The sequence below is a fragment of the Streptomyces sp. NPDC006516 genome (assembly GCF_040611875.1).
GTDB lineage: Bacteria > Actinomycetota > Actinomycetes > Streptomycetales > Streptomycetaceae > Streptomyces.
The window spans coordinates 284,523-304,418 of record NZ_JBEXPD010000009.1 but is presented as its reverse complement, the minus strand read 5'-3'; the positions used below and the strand labels follow the sequence as shown (position 1 = coordinate 304,418).

Sequence of the window (19,896 nt, the reverse complement as noted above, 5' to 3'; positions counted from 1 at the left end):
GATTCGGGATCGGAGCGCTGTCGATGATTCAGAGCGCGTTCTACACACGTCGGTGACGCGACGTCAACAGGAAGGGTAATTAGGACGCTTCACCGCACCTGACTCGAAGTCCCCGCAGATCACCGCATTGCAGAGGCCCCATGAAGGGCGAATTGTCCGCAGGGTTTCCCGGAGCGCTCGAAGTGAGGTATAACCAGCCGAATTTAACTGCCATTCATTCCGGAAGGGACCTCGCATGGGTAGATGTCCGGAACTCCGAACCGGTGGTCCGCTCCTGCCCGCACGTTGTACTTCCTTCGACCGGTCCAGCAATTCCCGGCCCGGTCACCTCTCATATCGGAGACGCCCCCGCCCCATGAGCACCGACACCCTGAACACCGGTACCGCCGATGCCACTTCCGGGGCGGAACCCGATGAACACCGCCCTGTGGGTTCCGGCACCCGCCGCCGCGCCCTGATCGGCGCGGCCCTCGCCCTCCTGCTCGCGGCAGGCGGGGTCACCTACGGCGTTCTCGCCACCCGCGACGAGCCACGGCCGGAACCGGGGCCGAGCGCCGCCGTCACCTACGAGGTGAGCGGTTCGGGCACGGTACGGATCGAGTTCGTCGCACGCGGGGAGACGGCCAGGTCCCTCACCGTGTCCGGATCGGAACTGCCCTGGCGCAAGGACGTCGGGGTCGCTCTCGGCACCGAACCCACCGTCCGCATCGTGCTCGACGGCAAGGGCGGCGAGGCCGGCTGCACCGTGGCCGTCCGTGGCGAGCACGTCCAGCGGTCCACGGCAGCAGGCCCGTACGGACGGGCGACGTGCAGCGCGCCGCTGCCTGCCGCCCGTGACGCCTCCGACCCCGCTCCCGAGAACGGCGTGACCCCGTGAACCTCACCCGTGGCGCCCTCGCTGTCGCAGCCACCGCCCTGGTGCTCGCCGCGCTCCCCGTGATGACCAGGACCGGCGACACGGGCGCGTCCTACGGGCCCACCGCCCTCGCCACCGGGAGCGGCCTCGGCATCGGCGCCGCCCTCACCCGGTGACCCCCCGGGGTCTGGGCTCCGGCCCGGGACCCGGCCCGCGAAAGGATGGACGGGCTCACGGCAACGATCGAACCGGAAGCTCAACCGCGCCCAGCCGTCGGCTGACGCGGCCACACTCGAAGCCCCCCAGGGGCCGACCCATCGCTGTACGGGCAAGATGAGGAAACACGATGCAGGAGAAGCGCAGCCCCTCCGCCGGGCTCGGTGTGCTGATAACGGGAACGATCCTTCTGGCCCTCGGGCTCGTCGCGGCTGCGGGAGCTCTCTGGCCGCTCCGGAGCTCCTACGTCTCGGTGACCGCCCGGGCGTCGATGGAGCCCACCTACCGCGAAGGCACACGAGTCGCAGTGGAGAGGATCGACGGCGACTCGGTACGGCGGGGCGACGTGGTCCTCTTCGCGATCCCGGACAGATACAGCGGACTGCCGGTGCTTCAGCGCGTCGTCGGGCTCGGTGGTGACCGCGTCGTCTACGCGGACGGCGTCCTGACCGTCAACGACCGCCCGGTCACGGAGCCTTACGTGAAGCCGGCGGATTTCGGACCTCCGAGCCCCGACGTCGAGGTGACGGTGCCTCCCGGCCGGATGTTCCTGCTGGGGGACAACCGGGGGAACTCCAACGACTCACGGTACTTCCTGACCGAGGACTCGGGCACCGTGCCCGTCACGGCGGTTCAGGGCCGTGCGCTCGCGGACGGCACCGCCCCGGCGGTGCTCGGGTTGACCGTGCTCCTGGGCGTGCTCCTCGTCGTCGGCGGCGGCATCTGCGTCGTGGTGGGCCTGCGGACCCGGATGCGCGTGGCCGCGACAGGTCCCGGCAGGTACGTGTAACGGCTGTGCCCTGCCTGGTGGTTCCGCCCCCCTGCTCAGGAACGCTCGTTGCCGCCGTTGGCGTCTCCCCGCCCCGGCCTTCTCGCCGGGGAGGCCTCCGGGTGCTCCTTCGACCGGCCGGGAGCCGCGGTGCCCCGCCCTGCGGGCGTCGCGGTGGCCGACTCGGTGGGTGCCGGGGAATCCGCCGTCGCGCAGTAGGCGTCCACAGTGCCCTCCCCTCCTGCCGCGTCCACCAGCCGCTGGAAGGCGGCACCCTGGTGCGGGTGGTTCTCCTTGGCCCACGCGCGGCACAACGCCAGGTGCCCGGGGGGCAGCACGTCGTGCGCCGTCACGGGCCCCGAGGGTGCGGGCGAGGGGAGACTTCCGCCCGTCGCCCCGGACGTCCCGTCGGGGGCTGTCCCGGCCGGAGTGCGCGGGGCGTCCACGCCCGGATGCTGCCCCGGCCTCCGCTCGGGGCCTTCGACAGTGCCGTCCGGCGGAAGGATCCCGGTGCCGGCCGCCAGCGCCACTCCCCCGAGCGTCACGCCGGCGACGGCCGTGCCGAGCGCAACTCTCAGCGGGACCCGGGCGGAGGACCGGCCGTGGACGGGACGCCAGTCGTCGCGCCGGCGGGGCCGCTGCGAACCGCCGGCTTCGGTGGCGCGGAACGCCTCGCGGAACGCAGTGAGCGCCCGGTCCGCACCCTCGGGCTCGGCGCCGCCCCGGACGGCCTCCGCGAGCCTCTCGATCTCGGGCGGGACGAACACCGCGTCCTCCACCCGCGCCTCGCGCCTCATGCCTCGTCCTTCGATGTGCACAGCGCCGCTCCTACCGCGTCCCTCGGCCTGCCGACAGAGCTCAACTGCTCGGACAGCCGTCTCAGCCCTCGATGGGCGGCCATCCGCACGGCGCCCGGACGCTTGCCCAGCACTCGTGCAGCGGCCGGCCCGTCCAGTCCCACCACCACCCGCAGCAGTACCGCCTCCGCCTGGTCCGGCGGCAGCCCAGCTATCTGTGCGACCGCCCACCGTGTCGACTCCGACTCCAGGACGGCCTCCGCCGTGTCGGCGCGTCCGGGCAGGTCCAGCACGTTCTCCTCGAGGAGCGACGTGCGGGGCCGCCGCCTCTGTTTCCGCAGGTGGTCCAGCGCACGGTGACGTGCGATGGTCGCCGTCCACCCGCGAAAGCCCGCCCCTTCACCCCGGAACCTGCGCAGATCACGGGCGATCTCCAGCCAGGCATCCGAGGCGACGTCCTCCGCATCGGCACCCACCAGCCCACGCAGGTATCCGAGAAGGCCTGGATGGACGAGCCGGTACACCGTCTCGAACGCGTCCTCGTCCCCCTGCTGCGCGAGCGGCACAGCCCTGCCGAGCTCCAGGTCGCGCGCCTGCACCCGTCCCTGATCCCCACCCCTGACCACACATGCCTCTTCGGTCGACCAACCTTGTTCCCCCCTCCCTCTGCGTCCTGACGCACAGAAACGTCACAGCTGACGGACCGTCGCCTCGATGGTTCGGGTACGAGGGCGGGCTCATCGCGACGCCTTCGACGGTGCGCGTCCGTGCAGCAGGAAGTACATCTGCTGCACGGACTCCTCCGGCCCGACGGCGAAACGGTTGGCCACCTTGCCCAGCGGGTTCCACACCCGCCCGTCGGGCATGCGGACTCCCACCGGCTGCCCGAACAGCTCCCGCTGCCCGGGGTCGAGGTCCACCCATGCGGCGCCTGCCCGCCGGACGAACACCTCGCCCGCGTAGGCCCCGAGCCAGAACAGATCGCGCGCCACGGCCTCCCGCCCCGGTCCGGCCGCGCGCAGCCCGTCGGTGATGCGGTCCACCACACGCAGGCTCGCCACCGAGTAGTCCAGAGGCAACCGGTTCCGTACGGTGACTCTCCGTATGAACTCGGCCACCCCCGGCCGCATCTGACCGGCCGACAGAACACGCTTCACGTCCCCGCTCGCCCCCACTGTGCCCCCACGTCTCGCTCCCGTCCGGGTCTCTCACCGATCACCCGGCGGGGGCCCGATCGCCCCCTGTCCAGCAAAGCGATCGCACGGCTTCGAACGTCACTGCGGCCGGCCGAGGGGGGCGGGCATGAGCGTGAACCCGGAGACCGCCGAGCAGAATCCCTCACTCGACGCCGCCGAGCTCGAATGGGCCGGGCTCTGGAATCCGCTCCCGAAGGTGGTGTTCTCCCATACGCTGCCGGCGGTACGGGGCAACGCCCCCTGCCGTCCGGCGGACTGGCGGAGGAGATCGAGCGGTTGCGGACCCAGCAGGGCACGGGCGACATCGCGATCGGCGGCGCGACTCTCGCCGCCGAGGCGGCCTCGGAGGATCTGATCGACGAGTACAGGGCCAGGATCTACCCGGTGCTGGTGGGCGGCGGTATCCCGTTCTTTCCCCGGCGCGAGCGCCGGGTGGATCTCGAACTCGTCGAGACCCGCACCTTCACCTCGGGGGTCCTCCACATGCGCTACCGCGTGGGGCACGCGGCAGCGCATTACTGACCGTTTCACAATGAGGCGTCGTAGTGAGAGGTTGCCTGCCGTCTCTGAAGAGTCGGCCAGGAGCGCGTCGTGGAGGTGATGGCCAGAGCACCCCGCGGTCCAACCCGTGCACCGTCATGCTGATGAGCTCACATGCCGATCGCCAGCGCAGCCCCGATCAGGGCGATTCCCAGCCCTCCGTACAAAAGGGCTGCCACCCAGTGTGCGAACAGTGGCATGGTGTCCGGCAGATACATGCGGGCCGGCTCTCGCGGGTCGAGCTCCACCTTCACGGCCTGGCCGACTGAGATCCGCAACTTCTTCCCGTACAGCGAGCCCTTTATCACGCGCCCTTCGTGCACGACCGGCCCAAGGTAGTAACGCGTCTCATCCGAGGAGAACCGACCCTGCCCATACCCGGAACACGGGACCTCCAGAGAGATTCGCCGCTGCCGACTCCGCACGTCAGACACCAACAGCGCTACCGCCCACACGACAGCCCCGGCTGCCGGAACAAGTACCACGAGCACGTTCGCCCACCCCAGTCTCAGAAACGAGCAAGTAGCAAGAAGCCGGGCTTCAGATCACGGGCCGCCGCAGAATCCCTTCTGTCCGCTCACACTCATCAAACGAGTTCGCTGTGAACAGACCTGCCGGTCGGACTTCTTCCGCCACGATCTCGACGTGATCAGAGATCTCGTGCCCGACGACCTGTGGGCCCGCATCGCTCCAATTCTGCCACCCCCTCCGCAGCGGCGGAATCGGCATCCGGGACGACGCCGGACAGACGACCGCACCACCCTGGCAGGCATCCTCTTCGTCCTCCGCACGGGTGCAGCCTGGCGTGATGTGCCACGTCAGGCGATGGGTTGCTCGGGGGTCACTGCCTGGCGTCGTCTACGGGACTGGACCGAGGCCGGCGTCTGGCCACGCCTGCATGCTGAGCTCCTCGCCGAGATGCGGAAGGCCGGACTGCTGGAGATGGACGACTGTGCCATCGACGGCTCACACGTCCGCAGTCTGAAAGGGGGAGCTCACACCGGACCATCACCGGTCGACAGGGGCCGCCCAGGAAGCAAACACCACATCGTCGTCGACCGGAAGGGCACACCTCTCGCAGTGTCACTCACCAGTGGCAACCGACACGATGTCACCCAACTCATCCCGCTCATCGATGCCATCCCACGCATTCGTGGACTACGCGGACGGCCGCGCCATCGCCCGCAACGGCCGTATGCCGACCGCGGCTACGACTTCGACAAGTACCGGCGACTTCTCCGGCGCCGAGGCATAACACCCAGAATCGCCCGCCGCAGTGCCCCTCACGGCTCCGGCTTGGGCAAGACCCGCCGGGTTGTCGAGCGCGGTTGTCGAGCGCACCTTCGCCTGGCTCCACCAGTTCAAGAGACTCCGGATCCGCTACGAGATGCGTGCTGATCTCCACCTCGGACTACTACAACTCGCCTGCGGCATCATCTGTCTCCGGCACCTCCAGGCGGCATTCTGAAACGATCAGTTAGATACACGCCGGGAAGGGCGCCTGTCAGGTGAAATGCCTGGTCAGACGCCCTTTTCTGGTGTCTAGAAGAAGCCCAGTTTCTTCGGCGAGTACGACACGAGGAGGTTCTTCGTCTGCTGGTAGTGGTCGAGCATCATCTTGTGGGTCTCGCGTCCGATGCCGGACTTCTTGTAGCCGCCGAACGCCGCGTGCGCCGGGTAGGCGTGGTAGCAGTTGGTCCACACCCGGCCCGCCTTGATCTCGCGGCCGAGGCGGTAGGCGGTGTTGCCGTCACGGGACCAGACGCCCGCGCCGAGTCCGTACAGCGTGTCGTTGGCGATCTTCAAGGCCTCGTCCACCGAGTCGTACGTGGTGACGGAGAGCACCGGGCCGAAGATCTCCTCCTGGAAGATCCGCATGTCGTTGGTGCCGCGGAAGACAGTCGGCTCGATGTAGAAGCCGCCCTCCAGGCCCGCCACCGTGCGCGGGGCACCGCCGGTGAGCAGCTCGGCGCCTTCCTTCTTGCCGATGTCGATGTAGGAAAGGATCTTCTCGTACTGTTCGTTGCTCGCCTGTGCGCCGATCATGGTCGCCGGGTCCAGCGGGTCGCCGCCGACGATGGCCCGGGTCCGCTCGATGCAGCGGGCCATGAACTCCTCGTAGATCGAGGCGGGGACCAGAGCCCGGGACGGCGAGGTGCATACCTCGCCCGAGTTGAGGGCGAACATCACGAAACCCTCGACGGCCTTGTCCAGGAAGTCGTCATCGGCGGCCATCACGTCCGGCAGGAAGATGTTCGGGCTCTTGCCGCCGAGTTCCAGCGTGACCGGGATGATGTTCTCGCTCGCGTACTGCATGATCAGGCGGCCGGTCGTGGTCTCCCCGGTGAAGGCGACCTTGGCGACGCGAGGGCTGGACGCGAGGGGCTTGCCCGCCTCGACGCCGAAGCCGTTGACGACGTTGACCACACCCGGCGGCAGCAGGTCCGCGATCAGTTCCACGACCAGCAGCAGGCTGACCGGCGTCTGCTCGGCCGGCTTGATGATCACGCAGTTGCCCGCCGCCAGTGCCGGAGCCAGCTTCCATGTGGCCATCAGGATCGGGAAGTTCCACGGGATGATCTGGCCGACCACGCCCAGCGGCTCGTGGAAGTGGTACGCGACCGTGTCCGCGTCGATCTCGGCGACGCTGCCCTCCTGCGCGCGCACCACCCCGGCGAAGTAGCGGAAGTGGTCGATCGCCAGCGGTATGTCGGCGGCCAGTGTCTCGCGGACCGGCTTGCCGTTCTCCCAGGTCTCGGCAACCGCGATCTTCTCGAGGTTCTCCTCCAGCCGGTCCGCGACCTTGTTGAGGATGTTGGCTCGTTCCGTGGCCGACGTACGACCCCACCGGTCGGCCGCGGCGTGCGCAGCGTCCAGGGCGAGCTCGACGTCGGCCGCGGACGAGCGGGCGACCTCGCAGAAGACCTTGCCGTCCACCGGCGACGGATTGCCGAAGTAGCGGCCCTCGACCGGGGCGACCCACTCCCCGCCGATGAAGTTGTCGTATCGCGGGGCGAAGGCGACGATGCTGCCGTCCGTTCCGGGCTGCGCGTACACCATGGCGGCTCTCCTCGGTGACGTGAAGGGTGAGTGCGGTTCCACGACGCCGTGGCGTCGTGGTGCGCCCCACCATGGGCCCGGAAGGTTGGTGGGAGGTTGGCGTCGGCCGCCCGGGGTCCCCGACCGTGCACCGTTGAGTCCGGTGACTGCTCCTGCCTCTACAGCCAGTCGTGTTCGCGGGCGTAGCGGGCCGCTTCGTGACGCGTACGGGTCTGCGTCTTCTGCATCGCGTTGGAGAGGTAGTTGCGCACGGTGCCCTCCGCCAGGTGGAGCTGGGCGGCGATGTCGGCGACCGAGTACCCGTGGCCGGTGGCCCGCAGTACGTCAGTCTCGCGGTCGGTGAGGGGGCAGTCGTCGATGAGGGCCAAGGCGGAGACGTCCGGGTCGATCCATCGCCGGCCCGCGTGCAGGGCCTTGATGACCGAGGTGATGTGATCCGGGTCCGCGGACTTGCTGACGAAGCCCTGCACCCCCAGCTTCAGCGCCTTGCGGAGCACCCCTGGCCGGGCATGGCGGGTCAGCATCAGGATCACCTGGTCCGGCAGGACGTCACGGATCCGCGTCACCGCGCCGAGACCGTCCACATGCGGCATCTCGAGGTCGATGACGAGTACGTCCGGACGGTGGCGCAGCGTCGCCCGCACGGCGGCCTCGCCGTCGTCGGCCTCGGCGAGCACGGTGATCTGTCCCTCCAGCGGGAGCAGCGACGCGAGCGCCTTGCGGAGCAGAGCCTCGTCGTCCGCGAGTACCACGGTGGTCATCGGTCGTCCTTACGCGTTGTCAGGAGGTGGCGCCGGAGCGAGGTGCAGGGAACGCGGCGGCCGTCAGGAACCGTCCGTCCTTCTGTTCCACCAGCAGTTCTCCGCCGTTGTCCACGACCCGCTCCCGGAGGGCGGCGAGCCCTCGCAGCTCGGGTAGCGGCGTGTCCGGCACCCCGTCGTTGACGACGGTGATGCCCGACCGCGAGAGAGTGATCCACACCTCGTCGGCCTGCGCGTGCCGGAGGATGTTCGTCGTCGTCTCACGGAGTACCTGCCCGAGCAGTTCGCCCGGACGGCCGTCGAACCCGTCCGCACGGTCGACGTGCACGCGGATGCCCGCGGCTTCGAACAGGTTCTTCGCGTTCTCCAGTTCCGCCGAGAGGTTGAGCCTGCGCTGTGCGTAGGCGAGCTCCTTGGTCTGGCTGATGGTGTCGGCGACCAGGGCGTGCACCTCTCGCAATTCCTCCTCCACCCGCCCTGTGTCGCTGTGCAGCAGCCTCTGCGCCAGTGCGATCTTCAGCTTCACCACGTGCAGGGTGTGGCCCTGGATGTCGTGCAGGTCACTGGCGAACCGAATGCGTTCACGGGCGACGGCCAGCTCGGCCTCCCGTTCGCGCGCCTCCTCCAGGTCCGCGACCACGTCGTAGAACCGCTTGTTGGGAAACATCAGCCCGGTCAGCGCCGCGGTGACGCCGACAGGGACGATCAGGTACTTGATCAGATCGCCGGAGTCGTAGCCCTCGGTCCACAGCTTCGCCGTACCCACCGCGGCCACGAAGCCCGACAGCAGCACCGCTGCCGCGCCCCGGCGGTGTCGCAGCTGCGGGATCACGTGGGCGCCCACGAACGAGATGCCGTAGAAGGCCGTGCCGCTGTCGATCAGGAGCGCGCCGACCGGCCAACACCGGCGCGGCGACGGCCAGGCAGGGGGCCGCCACGCGTGAGAGGTCGCCCGCCGCCCACCGCGCGAAGGTCACCACCGCCGCGGCCACACCGAGACCCAGCACGACGGCGTGCCACCAGGTCCGGGAGTCCATCGCGACCAGCAGCACACCCGTGGCGACGATCAGCGGGAGGATCATCACGAGATTGAGTCGGTACAGCCGTCCCTGCGCCTGCTCGGGCTGACCGGACACCGTCCGGGCCGGCGTCACCGGTCACCACCGGGCGGCCGGGTCAGCAGGATGCGCAGGGGGCTGGCGTGCATGGTGAGCTCTCCGGGATCGAACAGAATTGTCTCCAGTATCGAGCCGGCACCGTGCTGTCACCAGTGACACCGTGTCATGCCTCCCGGAGGAAGTCTGTCACGCGGGGTGATGACATGGCGGCACTGCCGACCGGGGGGAGAGTTCGCCGAGGATCGGTGCCATGACCACTGCACCTGTCATCGACGTCGACCGTCTGAATGTCACATACGGTGACTACCACGCCGTGAAGGACCTGTCCTTCCAGGTGGAACGCGGGGAGCTCTACGCACTGCTCGGCACGAACGGGGCGGGGAAGACCTCGACCCTGGAGATCATCGAGGGCCACCGCACGGCCACATCGGGTTCGGTGCGTGTCTTCGGACAGAGCCCGCGTGACCGGCGAACCGTGCGGCCCCGGATGGGCACCATGCTGCAGGAGAGCGGCTTCTCGCCCGACCTGACCGTCCAGGAGACGGTCCGGCTCATCGGGAAGCTCTCCCGGCGCTCGGACAGGACCGACCGGGTGCTCGGCCTCATGGACCTCACACGCAAGGCGGGAACGAAGGTCTCCCAGCTCTCCGGTGGCGAGAAACGGCGCCTGGACTTCGCCACCGCCGTGTACGGGTCGCCCGAGCTGATCTTCCTCGACGAGCCGACCACCGGCCTGGACATCCAGTCCCGGGACGGACTGTGGGACGTCGTGGACAAGCTGCGCGAAGACGGGACCACCGTCGTCCTCACGACGCATTACCTGGAGGAGGCCCAGCAGCGCGCCGACCGCATCGGGCTCATGCACGCGGGGACGCTCCACCTGGAAGGGACCGTCTCCGAGCTGACGCGGACACTGCCGGCCGTGATCCGCTTCTCCCTCCCGGCCTCGGCGCCGACGCTGCCGTTGCCCGCCACCTCCGAGGGCGACGGGACCTTCCGCATCGAGACCACCGACCTCCAGGACGACCTCTACGTCCTCCTCCACTGGGCGCGGACCGAGACGGTGCGGCTGCGGGACCTCGAATCGGGGCCGACCCGGCTCGACGACGTCTTCCGCGCCATCGGCAGTGACTGAACCTCCTCCGGAACCTCCCAAAGGACCTGCACCATGCTTGCCATAGCGCTCAGCGAACTGATCCAGATCTTCCGGAACCGGCTGGCACTGATCACCAGCTTCATCATGCCCGTTGCCGTCTGCGCCTTCTTCATCAGACAGCACGAGCAGTTCGCGGCACTGGGGAGCCTCGGTTACATCGCGGCGGTGGTGATCTTCACCGTCGGAGTGTTCGGCCTCTACGCCGGTACGGTGACCACGCTGGCCGCACGCCGGCAGAACCTCTTCCTCAAGCGGCTGCGCTCCACCGCGGCCGACGACGTCGGCATCCTCTGCGGTCTGCTGCTGCCGATCACCCTCATCGTGCTGGTCCAGATCGTCGCGATCCTGTGCGTACTGGCCGTGGTCACCGGTGCACCGGCCGACATCCTCCTCCTCGCGGCGGCCGTGTTCCTGTCCCTGGTCATGATGCTCGGCCTGGGGCTGGCCACGGCCGGACTGACGAACTCACCCGAACAGGCCCAGATCACCACGCTGCCCATCAGCCTCGGAGTCATCGCAGTCGTGAGCTGGGTGGGAATCGCCGGCACCGAAGATCTCACGCTGCTCAAGCGGCTGCTTCCCGGTGGGGCGGCCACCGAGCTCGTCGGCAACGCCTGGCACGGCGGCGTGGCCGTCGCGGACTCCTTGCCCCTGCTGGCGCCCATGCTGGGCTGGATCGTCGTCGCCGTCGCGCTGGCCTCACGGCTCTTCCGCTGGGAACCGCGCCGCTGAGGTCCATGGGCTGTATGTGCCGGCTCCGGCTCCCGGGGGAGCTCCCTCCCGGAGCCTGGACCTACAACGCGCAGGCCAGCCGGCCCGCCGCTATCGCCCGGCGCGCGTCCCCCGGGTCGAGCAGGCGCAGCGCGTGCTGGTGGACCTCGGCGTCGTACGGTGCCCGTTCGCCGTAGAGCAGGGCGTGTTCGGGGCGGTCGCTCGTCAGGACCACCTCGCGTACGGCGACCTCCAGATGGGTGCGCCACTCCTCGATGCCGGGAGCCTGGGACCGGGGGAGCAGCGGGCCGCGGTACAGACGCAGGGCCGTGTCCGCGTCGCCCGTCCGCAGCGCACGCAGGACGTCGACGGCGTCGCAGGAGACCGGTGCGGTGAGTGCGTAACGGCGGGTGGCGACACCGCCGCCGAGGGCTCGGCGCAGGTGGGAGATCTCCGCCTTGAAGGTCGAGACCGTGACGGGCCGGTCGCCGTACAGGGACTCGCGCAGCCGCTCCGGGGCGTATCCCTCGGGTTGCAGCGCCAGCAGGGTCAGGATCTCCAGCTGCCGGGGGCGCAGACCGAGCCGGGCACCCGCGCGTACGGCGTTCTCGGTCCCGAGCGCGCGTACGGCGTTCTCGGTTCCGAGACAGGTCAGGCGCAGCGTGGGGGAGTCCGCCGGGACCAGGGAGGACGCCCCATTGCGCAGGCCGGCTTCGATGGCGGACACGAGGCCCCGCACGGTGGCCATGGCGAGGGGATGCGAGCGGTCCCAGGTCGTGGACAAGTCCAGGACCCCCAGGACGCTTCCGTCGGGGCCGTGGACGGGGGCGCAGTAGCAGACCCAGCCGTGCAGAGCCGTCACCAGGTGCTCTGCCGAGAAGACGGTGCTCGGGCGGCCGGTGCGCAGGGCGAGCGAAAGGGCGTTGGTTCCCATGGCCTGCTCGTCCCACCGCCCGCCGGGGGCGAAGTTGACCTGTTCCGCCCGTCGCCGCATCGTCCGCCCGCCGCCCGTCCACAGAATCGTGCCGGACGCGTCGGTGACGGCGCTGACGAACCCGGCGTCCTCCGCGACACTGCGCAACTCGTGCGCGAGAGCGTCGACCGGACCGCGCAACGGTGATCCGCTCCACCGGTGGTGCACCGCGCCGTCGCCCGTCTCGGGAGCGCTCGCCCGCGCCGGGTCCACGCTGGCCAGCGAACGGACCCAGGACGCGGTCACCTCATCGCTGAGGATGTGGCCGGTCCGGGGAGGCGAGCCCGGGCCCTTCAGGTGCGGAATCAGGCGAGACCACTCTTCCTCCAGCGTGGCCCTGCGCTGCGCGAGGTCACCACTGTGTGACATCTCGTCCCCCATCGTCTAACGGGCACCACCGTCGTGGTCCGAGGAAGGCATGGGCACGCCCGGCCCGGCCTCCGACGTGCTGCCAGTGTGGCCCGTGCGTCCCGCCGGGCGCCATGGTGGCGTACGTACCCGGGCGCGGGCTCGCGTATACGGCGCCCGCGTGCGCCCGTGGAGGGCGTACCCGTACCCGGAAGGCGGCTTCGGGATCGGTCGTGTCGCGTCGTCAGCACCGCCGAGGGTCTGTTGTCGCAGCGCGACCGTCCAGGTGCCGTGCCCGTAGCGCGGGTCTTCCGACGTCCGGGGGTCATCCGAAGAGTGAGCGTGCTCCCGGGCTGCCGGCCCTGAAGCGTTGGCCTGCTGCGATCTCCTCGCCGACCACGGACCAGATGGTCTCGTCGTCCTGGAACGGGAACGGGTCGATGCTGCTCGTCTCCTCGCGGATACGCTCGACCTCCCGCTCCAGGCGCTCGTAGCCGGCTTCCTCGCCGCCGTCGTGGCTGAAGGTGAACTCCTCCAGCAGGCGCTGGAACCGGAAGGTGACCTGGACGAGGGACGAGACGTCCGCGTGGAGCTCCCGTGCGCCCTCCTCGTCGAGATCGAAGGCGTACACCGCGCCTGAACCGGAACCCGGAGTGGAAGCAAGAGCGAGGTGTGCGTCGAGGAGCCACCCGATGACAGGCCAATCGCCCGCGCCATCGGGGGCGTCCTCGAGGGTCTCGGCGTGGACGACGTCCTTGACGAGCGGCAGGCGGCCGCAGTCCTCTTCGAGCGCACGCAGTCGGAGCGTCCCGGTGGGGACGCCGACCGTCTGCAGGAGGCGTGCGCCCTCGGTGTCCGCGATGACGGGCGGGAAGGCGCCGGCGGGCAGGGTCGCGAGCCGGTCCTCGCCGAAGCAGTCGGCGAGTTCACTGCGGGAGATGTCGAAGAGCACTACCGGGACTCCGAACTCGGGGGCGGTACAGAGCGGTCAGCAGTCACAGGACGCTCTGATCGGTGTCTCTCCGCTGCTGCAGATCGAACGACGAATCCGAGGTGAGTCGCCCGACGAACGCGGCGAAATCCGTCGCCAAGGGCACCTCGGTGCGGTCGTCGGCGTCGAACCACGTGACGGACGGCTCGCCGTCATTCCCGCACGTCCGGTAGTCGAGAGCGATCCAGGAATGCCCGTCTCCGGAGAGCAGGACCAGAGCCGACGGCAGAGCCCATTCCTCGATCAGGTACGCCGAGTCCAGCAACGACAACTGGCCCTCGTGACGTCCGATCCCCATCAAGGCGTCGAGCGGAACGTGGTTCTCGCTCCACGACGTCGGCTCATCCGTGGGGAACGCGTTCCACGCTTCCGCCACCGGACCACCGTTCTGGACCAGCAGGATCTCGATCAACGAAGCCGGAAGGCGGACACCGAGCTGACGCTCGGCGACCTGAACAGCCGCGTCGGTCAACGGGGGCTGCACCCCGTACGTCCCCTCGCCCCAGAACGTCGCCTTCACCTCATCGAACACGGCCATGAGTGCATCCTACGGACCGCACCACGATGCCTCCGGGGCTGCCAGGGCGCGGCTGCTGGTGATCAGCCGATGTGGTGCCAGGCGCGCGCGTGACCGGTCGTGTTGCGTTGGCGCGCAGCATCGGCTCGGATTCGCAGGCACTGCGCAGGACCTGCGGATCGAGGTAGGCGGTGGTCAGCTCGGGTCGGTCCGCGCCCGCGTCGGTGAGCACGCCGCCCGTTCGGCCCCCGTACGGCACTGGAGCCGCAGACCTTCCAGCCCCTGTGGTGCCGGTGTTGTCCAGGGCTTGTGTGGGGAACCGAGCCCGCCCGATCAGAACGGAAGCGCGGTGCATGCCGGTGTCGGAGGCCGTCGGGCCGTCCCGTCAACTGGACGTGCAGCGCGGGTTGGTCACCCTCCACGGAATGCGAAATGCCCTGGTCAGAATCATAATTGAAGGCAGGGGGACCACCCCGAGGAGTCGCCATGCCGATGCTTCTGATCCGAGGCTTCTACGATGTCAAGGGCTCCCAGCCGGACGGGGACACGGTGGCTTTCACCGCCGACGACCCCGCCGAGTGGGACCTCGTGGGCGGTGGGCTCGGCCGCGCCGTCGACCACAGTGCCACGGGCCGTGCGAAGCTGCGGCTGGACGCGATCGACGCACTGGAGACGCACTACGGTGCCAACCGGGTCCACCAGCCCCTGCAGTTCGCCCACGCCGCACGTGACGAGTTGCTGAGCTGGATCGGTTTCACCGAGGTCCAGCGTGAGGGCGAAAGCGTGGTCGCCACCACCCCGGACACGGTCCCCGGCTTCGTCCTCACCCGGGGTACCGACGTCCACGGCCGGTGCATCGCCCTGGCGGGCCGGGGCGCACCCCCTGGGGAGAGCGGCCGGGAGATCGACGTCGACCCCGCCGTGCTGAGGACGACGCTCAACCACCACATGCTCACGGTGGGCCTGGCCTACCCGACGTTCTATCGCAGCCTGTTCACCAGCCTGCGCGCCGAGATGGCCACCACGTCCGCGCAGGCCCGGACACAGGGCCGGGGCCTGTGGCCGAGCGACGACACACTCACCGGCGTGAAGGTGGCCGGCTTGTCCACCCTGACGGACGACGCCGTGCTCCTGCCGAAGCTCTTCCGCCGCCTGGTGGACTACCTGAACCTCGGCACGCCGCCGATCGCCTGTTTCCCCGCGTTCCTGGCAGGTGTGGGGGACCGGTTCTCCATCCTGTCCACGGGTGAACGCTGCGTGGGACTGCACCGGGTCGTGGAGACAACGAACGGCGCGACCGTGCGGATGATCCGCCCGCCCGAGGACCTGCTGTTCGAGGACTCCTGAGACTGGCCTGAGACTGGGAGGCCTCGGCCCGCCGTCTCACCCCCTCAGCGGTCCGCCCTCCCGTGACTGCTCGTAGAGGCCGGCCGCCTCGGCGAGGAGCCGGCCCAGCGGAGTTCGAGCGAGGCGTCGTCGCGGTCCAGGCGCGCGGGGGGCACCGGCACCAGCCCCGGCTTTGAGAGCGACGATACGGCGCTGGAAGAACCGGACGGTTGAGGCAATTCCGCATCCGGCGGGTCTCCGCGGCAGTCAGAGATCGTCTCGATTGGTGATCAATCAACGCTCCGTCACGCTGGAACGGGCTGTCGGCGGACAATCCGCGTGCACCGGTTGATCAGGGTGGGGAACACTGTGCTGATGAGCTCTGCAGCCTCCCGGACAGCGCAGGAACGGGCCCTTCGGCATGTCGCGGAACTGGCGTCGGGCCCTCCGATGGACCCGGCATTGCGGGTGACCCTCAACTTCCACCCGGACCGTCTGCTGCACGGCAAGCCGATCCTGGACGCCATGTTCGAGGTCGGCGTCTACCACTCGCAGTTCGTCACGAGGACCAGCAACGGCGGTCTGACCGCGCATCCAGGCGGCGACCGGTGGCGTTGGGAGAGCCGGATCTTCGACGGGGCGTACGACGAAGCGGCCGCTCATGAGCGGCCGGTCTACGGGGCGTTGAACTTCCGCGGCAAGCCGGTCGGCGGGGCACCGCGGTTCGGCTCGGCCCACTTCCGGCTGACGGCCCATACGCTGACGCGGAGCACGTTCTGCTACCCGGACAGTTTCCTCGAACCGTCGGATTTCGGTGTCGCCGCCCGCATGGGGCTTATCGAGCTAGCCCGCGCCGATCGTCAGGACGAGCTTGACGACTACATCGAGGCGCAGGTTCACGGCCCGGTCCAGTTGCAATGCGATGTGGAGGCGCTGGTGCTGGACCCCTGTTACCGAGGCACGACGGTCGAGGTCGCGGCTCTGCGTCTTGGCTGCCCGGTGGAGTGGCACCCCGGCTTCCGCCTCGGGGTTGAAGAACTCCGATGTCACCCCGACTACCGCGGTCAGGAATACGTCGACTTGGGCACGCAGATCGCGGTCGACGGCATGCTCGATCCGCGGATCATCGGGGACTCTGCACGTGCCGGCCTCTATGACCCCCAGGCGGTCAAGAAGGTGTGGCACTACCTGGCGCGATTCGGGGCCCCCTGGAAGGCCGCGGACAGATCGGTGGCTCCGGCACCGCCGGAGGGGGCTGTACTCGATGGCCTTCGTTGAGGGGCTGGTGCCGTAGGGGCTGTGGGATTTGTTCCGGGCTCTGAGACCGCAGAGGTGCGGTTCAGCGGTCGGTGCGACCGGTCCCCGGCGCGGACGTGGCGGACGGCATCGGGGGCAGTCCGGCCGCGAGGTCCGGCACCAGGACGGGCTCCAGCCGGACCTGCTCCCGGTGGGTGAGGTACCGACTGAGCTCCGACGGCCGGTATGCGGCGTCACGCTCGTACCGCTCCCTGGCCGGGACTGCCAGGAACTCGTTCCCGTCGGGCTCGTTCCTGTCGCTCACCGCGCTGCCCAGCGGCCGGTGGTAGGCCTTGGCCAGCCGGTACATCCGCGTCCGCGACTCGTGCAGCTCACCAGCGCCGTCCGGCTCCACCCGGAAGGCCACGCTCTGGTGTGGCCTCATCCTTTCCGGCCCGGCTGCGCTGAGCGCCTCGTCGTCGAACTCCAGCCCGTAGCGCCGGGCCTGGTCGACCATCCACAGCAGGGCGATGTCGGACAGCCCCGCTTCCGCGTACCCGCCACCGACATCGCAGTGCACCCCGGCGAACCAGACCTGCTTCAGCTCCTGTCCCTGCCTGGCGGCGTCGGGCCGCTGGTGCCACAGCGCCGGTCGGAACGCCGAACGCTTCTCGTCGATGGCCAGCGCGTGGAAGGCCCCCTCGACCCAGCCGCTCAGCTCGGTGTCGTGGAACGCCCAGCGGCGGTTGAACCCGTTCACCGCCGCCTGGAGCGGAGCGGCGTCCGGCAGGGGTATGCCGAGCGCACCCACGGTGTCCCACACCCCGATGAAGCGGATTGCCGTCTCGTAGGCGTACGAGCGGCGGAACAACGTGGATGCCGCGCCGTTCGGATGCTCGGTCCGATCGCGGTAGAGGGACCACGCGGCCTGCGCGCGGTCGGCGTGCTCCCGCCGGAGGATGCCACTGTTACGCACCAGCCCCGACAGGCTACGGGCGGTGAACGCGCCCCGGCTGAAGCCCAGGAGGAACAGCTCGTCGCCGGGCTCGTACGTCTCGACGAGGAACCGGTAGGCGTCCGCGACGTTCCGGGAAAGCCCCACGCCGAAGGCACCGCCCCGGAGCCGTTCCCACTGCTGGGTACCGACTCCGCCGTGGTAGTAGACCCGTTGGTCCTTCCCGCCGGCGGACCCTTGTCGCACTGTCAGGGCGACCTTGGCGACGTTCGTCTTGCTCGGCTGGTCGGCGAAGTTCCATGTGCCGTCGCAGCAGACGACCAGACGCTTGGCCATGACCATCCCTCCTCGCGAGGGCGTGCAGCGAACACAAAGGCGTAAAACACCACTTCCATGTTTCCACCACCTGTAGGGCCCCGCCATCCGTGGGCTCCGGCGGTCATGGCGGCCGGTCGCGGCCGACGCGCACCGACCGCAGTCGCGCCTCTGCTGTGGTCGCGTGCCCTCTGTTGGCGCTGCTGTTGTCAGCCGAACTGCTCAACCGTGCTTTGCAGTGGCGACGCCTCCACGCTGCCACATTTCATCGTTCCCATATTCTGCCGTGATCTCGGCCGCCCCCTGCGCCGCGGTGAAGGGCGCCAGATCCAGGACGGGCACGTAGATGACGTCCGGATGTGAGTAGAACACGGTCGCCGAGCGGGCCAGGAATGAGATGCCCCGGCCGGCCGCGACATGCTCGAAGCGTTTCGTCCACCCCGCGCGCCAGGTACCCGGCGTTGGGCGGTGTGGAGCGAGACCACGCGCAGGCCGGCCTCGTCGACGGGAAGCCCCGGCTGGGACGAGGACGGGGCGCTGGGTGCCACTCGCTCCTCCGGCCGAGTCGTCAGCTCGATGCTTTGCGGGGCGGCGGAGGCGCCCCGGCACGCGGTACGGCACGGCGCCGGGGTACTGCGTGCTGCCTGCTGGTGGTCGGCGCAGGCAGGGTCTGAACGGAATCCCGACGTTGGCACGGTCGGCATGTGCGCGTCATGGGAAGTTCTCCTGCGCGAAGACCGGTCGGTGAGGGTGGCGGTGGCCGTACCCGTACGAAGGGCGTGGCCGTCGTCCCGCGACGGAGAGGATTTCCCCTATGAGATCGCGCCTGCACAGAGCGCTCACGGCCGCCGTACTGGCTGCCGCTGCCTGCGCCGGACTCCTGACGGCCTCGCCCGCCTCGTCTGCTGGGAACGGGCCCGGCCACGGGCCCCGGCACTTCGACCTCCAGGCTCACCGGGGCGGGCTCGGGCTGACGGTGGAGAGTACGCTCGCCTCCTTCTCGCGCGGGCTGGAGGTCGGGGTGAGCACCCTGGAACTCGATGTGCAGATCACCGAGGACAAGCGGGCGGTGGTCACCCACGACCGCCGCATCTCGGCGGCGAAGTGCCGGGACACCGGGCCGGTGGCGGCAGGGGACCCGGAGTACCCCTACGTGGGCAAATACATCGTGAACCTGTCGCTGGCCCAGGTGCGGACCCTGGACTGCGGTACGCAGACGCTGCCGCAGTTCCCGGGGCAGCGGCCGAGTCCGGGGGCCCAAATGCCGCTGCTCACGGAGGTCTTCGACCTGGTCGAGGAGCGCAAGGCGCACCGGGTCGGACTGAACGTGGAGACGAAAGTCGAGGCGGGGGCCCCGCACGAGACGGCGCCGCGCGAGGACTTTGTCCAGGTGGTGGCGCGGGAGGTGCGCGCCTCGGGGCTGGCCCGGCGGGTCACGGTGCAGAGCTTCGACTGGGGGGCGCTGATGCGGATGCGCCAGGTCGCGCCCGAACTGCGCCTCGTCGCGCTCACCAACGGCAACCAGTTCCTGCAGCCCGGGCAGCCCGGTGGCTCGCCCTGGCTGGGCGGTCTGGACATCGACGACTTCGGCGGCGACCCGGTGGCGGCCGTCGCCTCCTTCGGCGCGGACGCCTTCTCCCCCGTGCACGGCTCACCTCAGGACGGCAAGGTCACCGATTCCGGTTATGTCCCCTACACCACGCAGGAGTTGGTGCGTCGAGCGCACGACGCCGGGATCAAGGTGATCCCGTGGACCGTCGACGACGAGGCGACCATGCGCAAGCTGATGGACGACGGAGTGGACGGGTTGATCACTGACTACCCGGACCGCCTGCGTGCGGTGATGGCCGAGCGTCGCCTGAAGCTGCCCAAGCGGTATGCCGCGCCACCGCTCGTGCCGCAGAACTGAGCGCCTTGCCGGCCTCCAGCAGAACGCCATCGCCGCATCGGCTCTGGAGACGTCACCGAAGCCAGATTCGCCCGCCAGGCCGGAGGCGACCGCATGACGTCCAGAAACCGCTCGGAAAGTAGCCGACCTCGTACGTCCGGGGCCGT

At 69.5% G+C, this 19,896-nt stretch carries 19 protein-coding genes and 2 pseudogenes; 10 read left to right on the top strand and 11 right to left on the bottom strand.

What is annotated here, in order from left to right; translation table 11 throughout:
- The first annotated feature begins 355 nt into the window (after positions 1 to 355).
- The 3 genes from ABZY45_RS24335 (at position 356) to lepB (ending at position 1,862) form a co-directional block, all read left to right on the top strand.
- Positions 356 to 877, top strand: a complete 522-nt coding sequence (locus ABZY45_RS24335) for a hypothetical protein (RefSeq protein ID WP_356742925.1) — start codon at positions 356 to 358, stop codon at positions 875 to 877.
- The gene (locus ABZY45_RS24330; RefSeq protein WP_356742923.1) at positions 874 to 1,032 is read left to right on the top strand and encodes a hypothetical protein; all 159 of its coding nucleotides are present in this window, start codon (positions 874 to 876) and stop codon (positions 1,030 to 1,032) included. The genes ABZY45_RS24335 and ABZY45_RS24330 overlap by 4 nt, the downstream gene beginning before the upstream one ends.
- Positions 1,033 to 1,202: 170 nt before the next feature.
- A complete protein-coding gene (gene lepB / locus ABZY45_RS24325) occupies positions 1,203 to 1,862 on the top strand; it encodes a signal peptidase I (protein ID WP_356742921.1) in 660 nt (219 codons plus the stop codon).
- A 35-nt stretch (positions 1,863 to 1,897) separates the two neighbouring features.
- On the opposite strand, the gene ABZY45_RS24320 is transcribed toward lepB, so the two are convergent.
- The 3 genes from ABZY45_RS24320 to ABZY45_RS24310 all read right to left on the bottom strand — a co-directional run bounded on the left by ABZY45_RS24320 (position 1,898) and on the right by ABZY45_RS24310 (position 3,768).
- Positions 1,898 to 2,638 (bottom strand): hypothetical protein, encoded by a 741-nt coding sequence (locus tag ABZY45_RS24320; RefSeq protein WP_356742919.1) that lies wholly within the window; start codon positions 2,636 to 2,638, stop codon positions 1,898 to 1,900.
- The gene (locus tag ABZY45_RS24315; protein ID WP_356742917.1) at positions 2,635 to 3,237 is read right to left on the bottom strand and encodes an RNA polymerase sigma factor; all 603 of its coding nucleotides are present in this window, start codon (positions 3,235 to 3,237) and stop codon (positions 2,635 to 2,637) included. The genes ABZY45_RS24320 and ABZY45_RS24315 overlap by 4 nt, the downstream gene beginning before the upstream one ends.
- A gap of 138 nt (positions 3,238 to 3,375) precedes the next feature.
- The gene (locus tag ABZY45_RS24310) at positions 3,376 to 3,768 is read right to left on the bottom strand and encodes a hypothetical protein (protein WP_356742964.1); all 393 of its coding nucleotides are present in this window, start codon (positions 3,766 to 3,768) and stop codon (positions 3,376 to 3,378) included.
- Between the two features lie 187 nt (positions 3,769 to 3,955).
- Between ABZY45_RS24310 and ABZY45_RS24305 the strand changes: the two are divergent.
- Positions 3,956 to 4,356, top strand: a pseudogene (locus ABZY45_RS24305) (dihydrofolate reductase family protein); the annotation flags it as partial.
- Between the two features lie 128 nt (positions 4,357 to 4,484).
- Here ABZY45_RS24305 and ABZY45_RS24300 read toward each other — a convergent pair.
- A complete protein-coding gene (locus ABZY45_RS24300) occupies positions 4,485 to 4,697 on the bottom strand; it encodes a hypothetical protein (protein WP_356742915.1) in 213 nt (70 codons plus the stop codon).
- Between the two features lie 322 nt (positions 4,698 to 5,019).
- On the opposite strand from ABZY45_RS24300, the pseudogene ABZY45_RS24295 reads away from it, so the two are divergent.
- Positions 5,020 to 5,842 (top strand): annotated as a pseudogene (locus tag ABZY45_RS24295) (IS5 family transposase).
- A gap of 74 nt (positions 5,843 to 5,916) precedes the next feature.
- On the opposite strand, the gene adh reads toward ABZY45_RS24295, so the two are convergent.
- The 3 genes from adh to ABZY45_RS24280 all read right to left on the bottom strand — a co-directional run bounded on the left by adh (position 5,917) and on the right by ABZY45_RS24280 (position 9,039).
- Positions 5,917 to 7,434: an aldehyde dehydrogenase gene (adh, locus tag ABZY45_RS24290; protein WP_356742913.1), complete on the bottom strand. Its 1,518-nt coding sequence runs from the start codon at positions 7,432 to 7,434 to the stop codon at positions 5,917 to 5,919.
- A 158-nt stretch (positions 7,435 to 7,592) separates the two neighbouring features.
- The gene (locus ABZY45_RS24285) at positions 7,593 to 8,195 is read right to left on the bottom strand and encodes a response regulator transcription factor (RefSeq protein ID WP_356742911.1); all 603 of its coding nucleotides are present in this window, start codon (positions 8,193 to 8,195) and stop codon (positions 7,593 to 7,595) included.
- Between the two features lie 19 nt (positions 8,196 to 8,214).
- Complete coding sequence (locus ABZY45_RS24280; protein WP_356742909.1) at positions 8,215 to 9,039, bottom strand: histidine kinase; 825 nt, start codon at positions 9,037 to 9,039, stop codon at positions 8,215 to 8,217.
- Between the two features lie 524 nt (positions 9,040 to 9,563).
- Between ABZY45_RS24280 and ABZY45_RS24275 the strand changes: the two genes are divergently transcribed.
- Positions 9,564 to 10,448, top strand: coding sequence for an ABC transporter ATP-binding protein (locus ABZY45_RS24275; RefSeq protein ID WP_356742907.1), 885 nt, complete (start codon positions 9,564 to 9,566; stop codon positions 10,446 to 10,448).
- Between the two features lie 33 nt (positions 10,449 to 10,481).
- The gene (locus ABZY45_RS24270) at positions 10,482 to 11,201 is read left to right on the top strand and encodes an ABC transporter permease (protein WP_356742905.1); all 720 of its coding nucleotides are present in this window, start codon (positions 10,482 to 10,484) and stop codon (positions 11,199 to 11,201) included.
- A gap of 61 nt (positions 11,202 to 11,262) precedes the next feature.
- Here ABZY45_RS24270 and ABZY45_RS24265 read toward each other — a convergent pair whose 3' ends face one another.
- The 3 genes from ABZY45_RS24265 to ABZY45_RS24255 all read right to left on the bottom strand — a co-directional run bounded on the left by ABZY45_RS24265 (position 11,263) and on the right by ABZY45_RS24255 (position 14,030).
- The gene (locus ABZY45_RS24265) at positions 11,263 to 12,522 is read right to left on the bottom strand and encodes a transcriptional regulator (RefSeq protein ID WP_356742903.1); all 1,260 of its coding nucleotides are present in this window, start codon (positions 12,520 to 12,522) and stop codon (positions 11,263 to 11,265) included.
- A 304-nt stretch (positions 12,523 to 12,826) separates the two neighbouring features.
- Positions 12,827 to 13,453, bottom strand: coding sequence for an SUKH-4 family immunity protein (locus ABZY45_RS24260; protein ID WP_356742901.1), 627 nt, complete (start codon positions 13,451 to 13,453; stop codon positions 12,827 to 12,829).
- Positions 13,454 to 13,496: 43 nt separating this feature from the next.
- The gene (locus ABZY45_RS24255) at positions 13,497 to 14,030 is read right to left on the bottom strand and encodes an SMI1/KNR4 family protein (RefSeq protein ID WP_356742899.1); all 534 of its coding nucleotides are present in this window, start codon (positions 14,028 to 14,030) and stop codon (positions 13,497 to 13,499) included.
- A gap of 465 nt (positions 14,031 to 14,495) precedes the next feature.
- On the opposite strand from ABZY45_RS24255, the gene ABZY45_RS24250 reads away from it, so the two are divergent.
- Positions 14,496 to 15,356, top strand: a complete 861-nt coding sequence (locus ABZY45_RS24250) for a nuclease (protein ID WP_356742897.1) — start codon at positions 14,496 to 14,498, stop codon at positions 15,354 to 15,356.
- A gap of 354 nt (positions 15,357 to 15,710) precedes the next feature.
- On the top strand, positions 15,711 to 16,613 hold the full coding sequence (locus ABZY45_RS24245; RefSeq protein WP_356742962.1) for a DUF3626 domain-containing protein: 903 nt from the start codon (positions 15,711 to 15,713) through the stop codon (positions 16,611 to 16,613).
- A 61-nt stretch (positions 16,614 to 16,674) separates the two neighbouring features.
- Here ABZY45_RS24245 and ABZY45_RS24240 read toward each other — a convergent pair whose 3' ends face one another.
- A complete protein-coding gene (locus ABZY45_RS24240; RefSeq protein ID WP_356742896.1) occupies positions 16,675 to 17,862 on the bottom strand; it encodes a DUF2235 domain-containing protein in 1,188 nt (395 codons plus the stop codon).
- A 793-nt stretch (positions 17,863 to 18,655) separates the two neighbouring features.
- Between ABZY45_RS24240 and ABZY45_RS24235 the strand changes: the two genes are divergently transcribed.
- On the top strand, positions 18,656 to 19,750 hold the full coding sequence (locus ABZY45_RS24235) for a glycerophosphodiester phosphodiesterase family protein (RefSeq protein WP_356742894.1): 1,095 nt from the start codon (positions 18,656 to 18,658) through the stop codon (positions 19,748 to 19,750).
- The last annotated feature ends 146 nt before the right edge of the window (positions 19,751 to 19,896 follow it).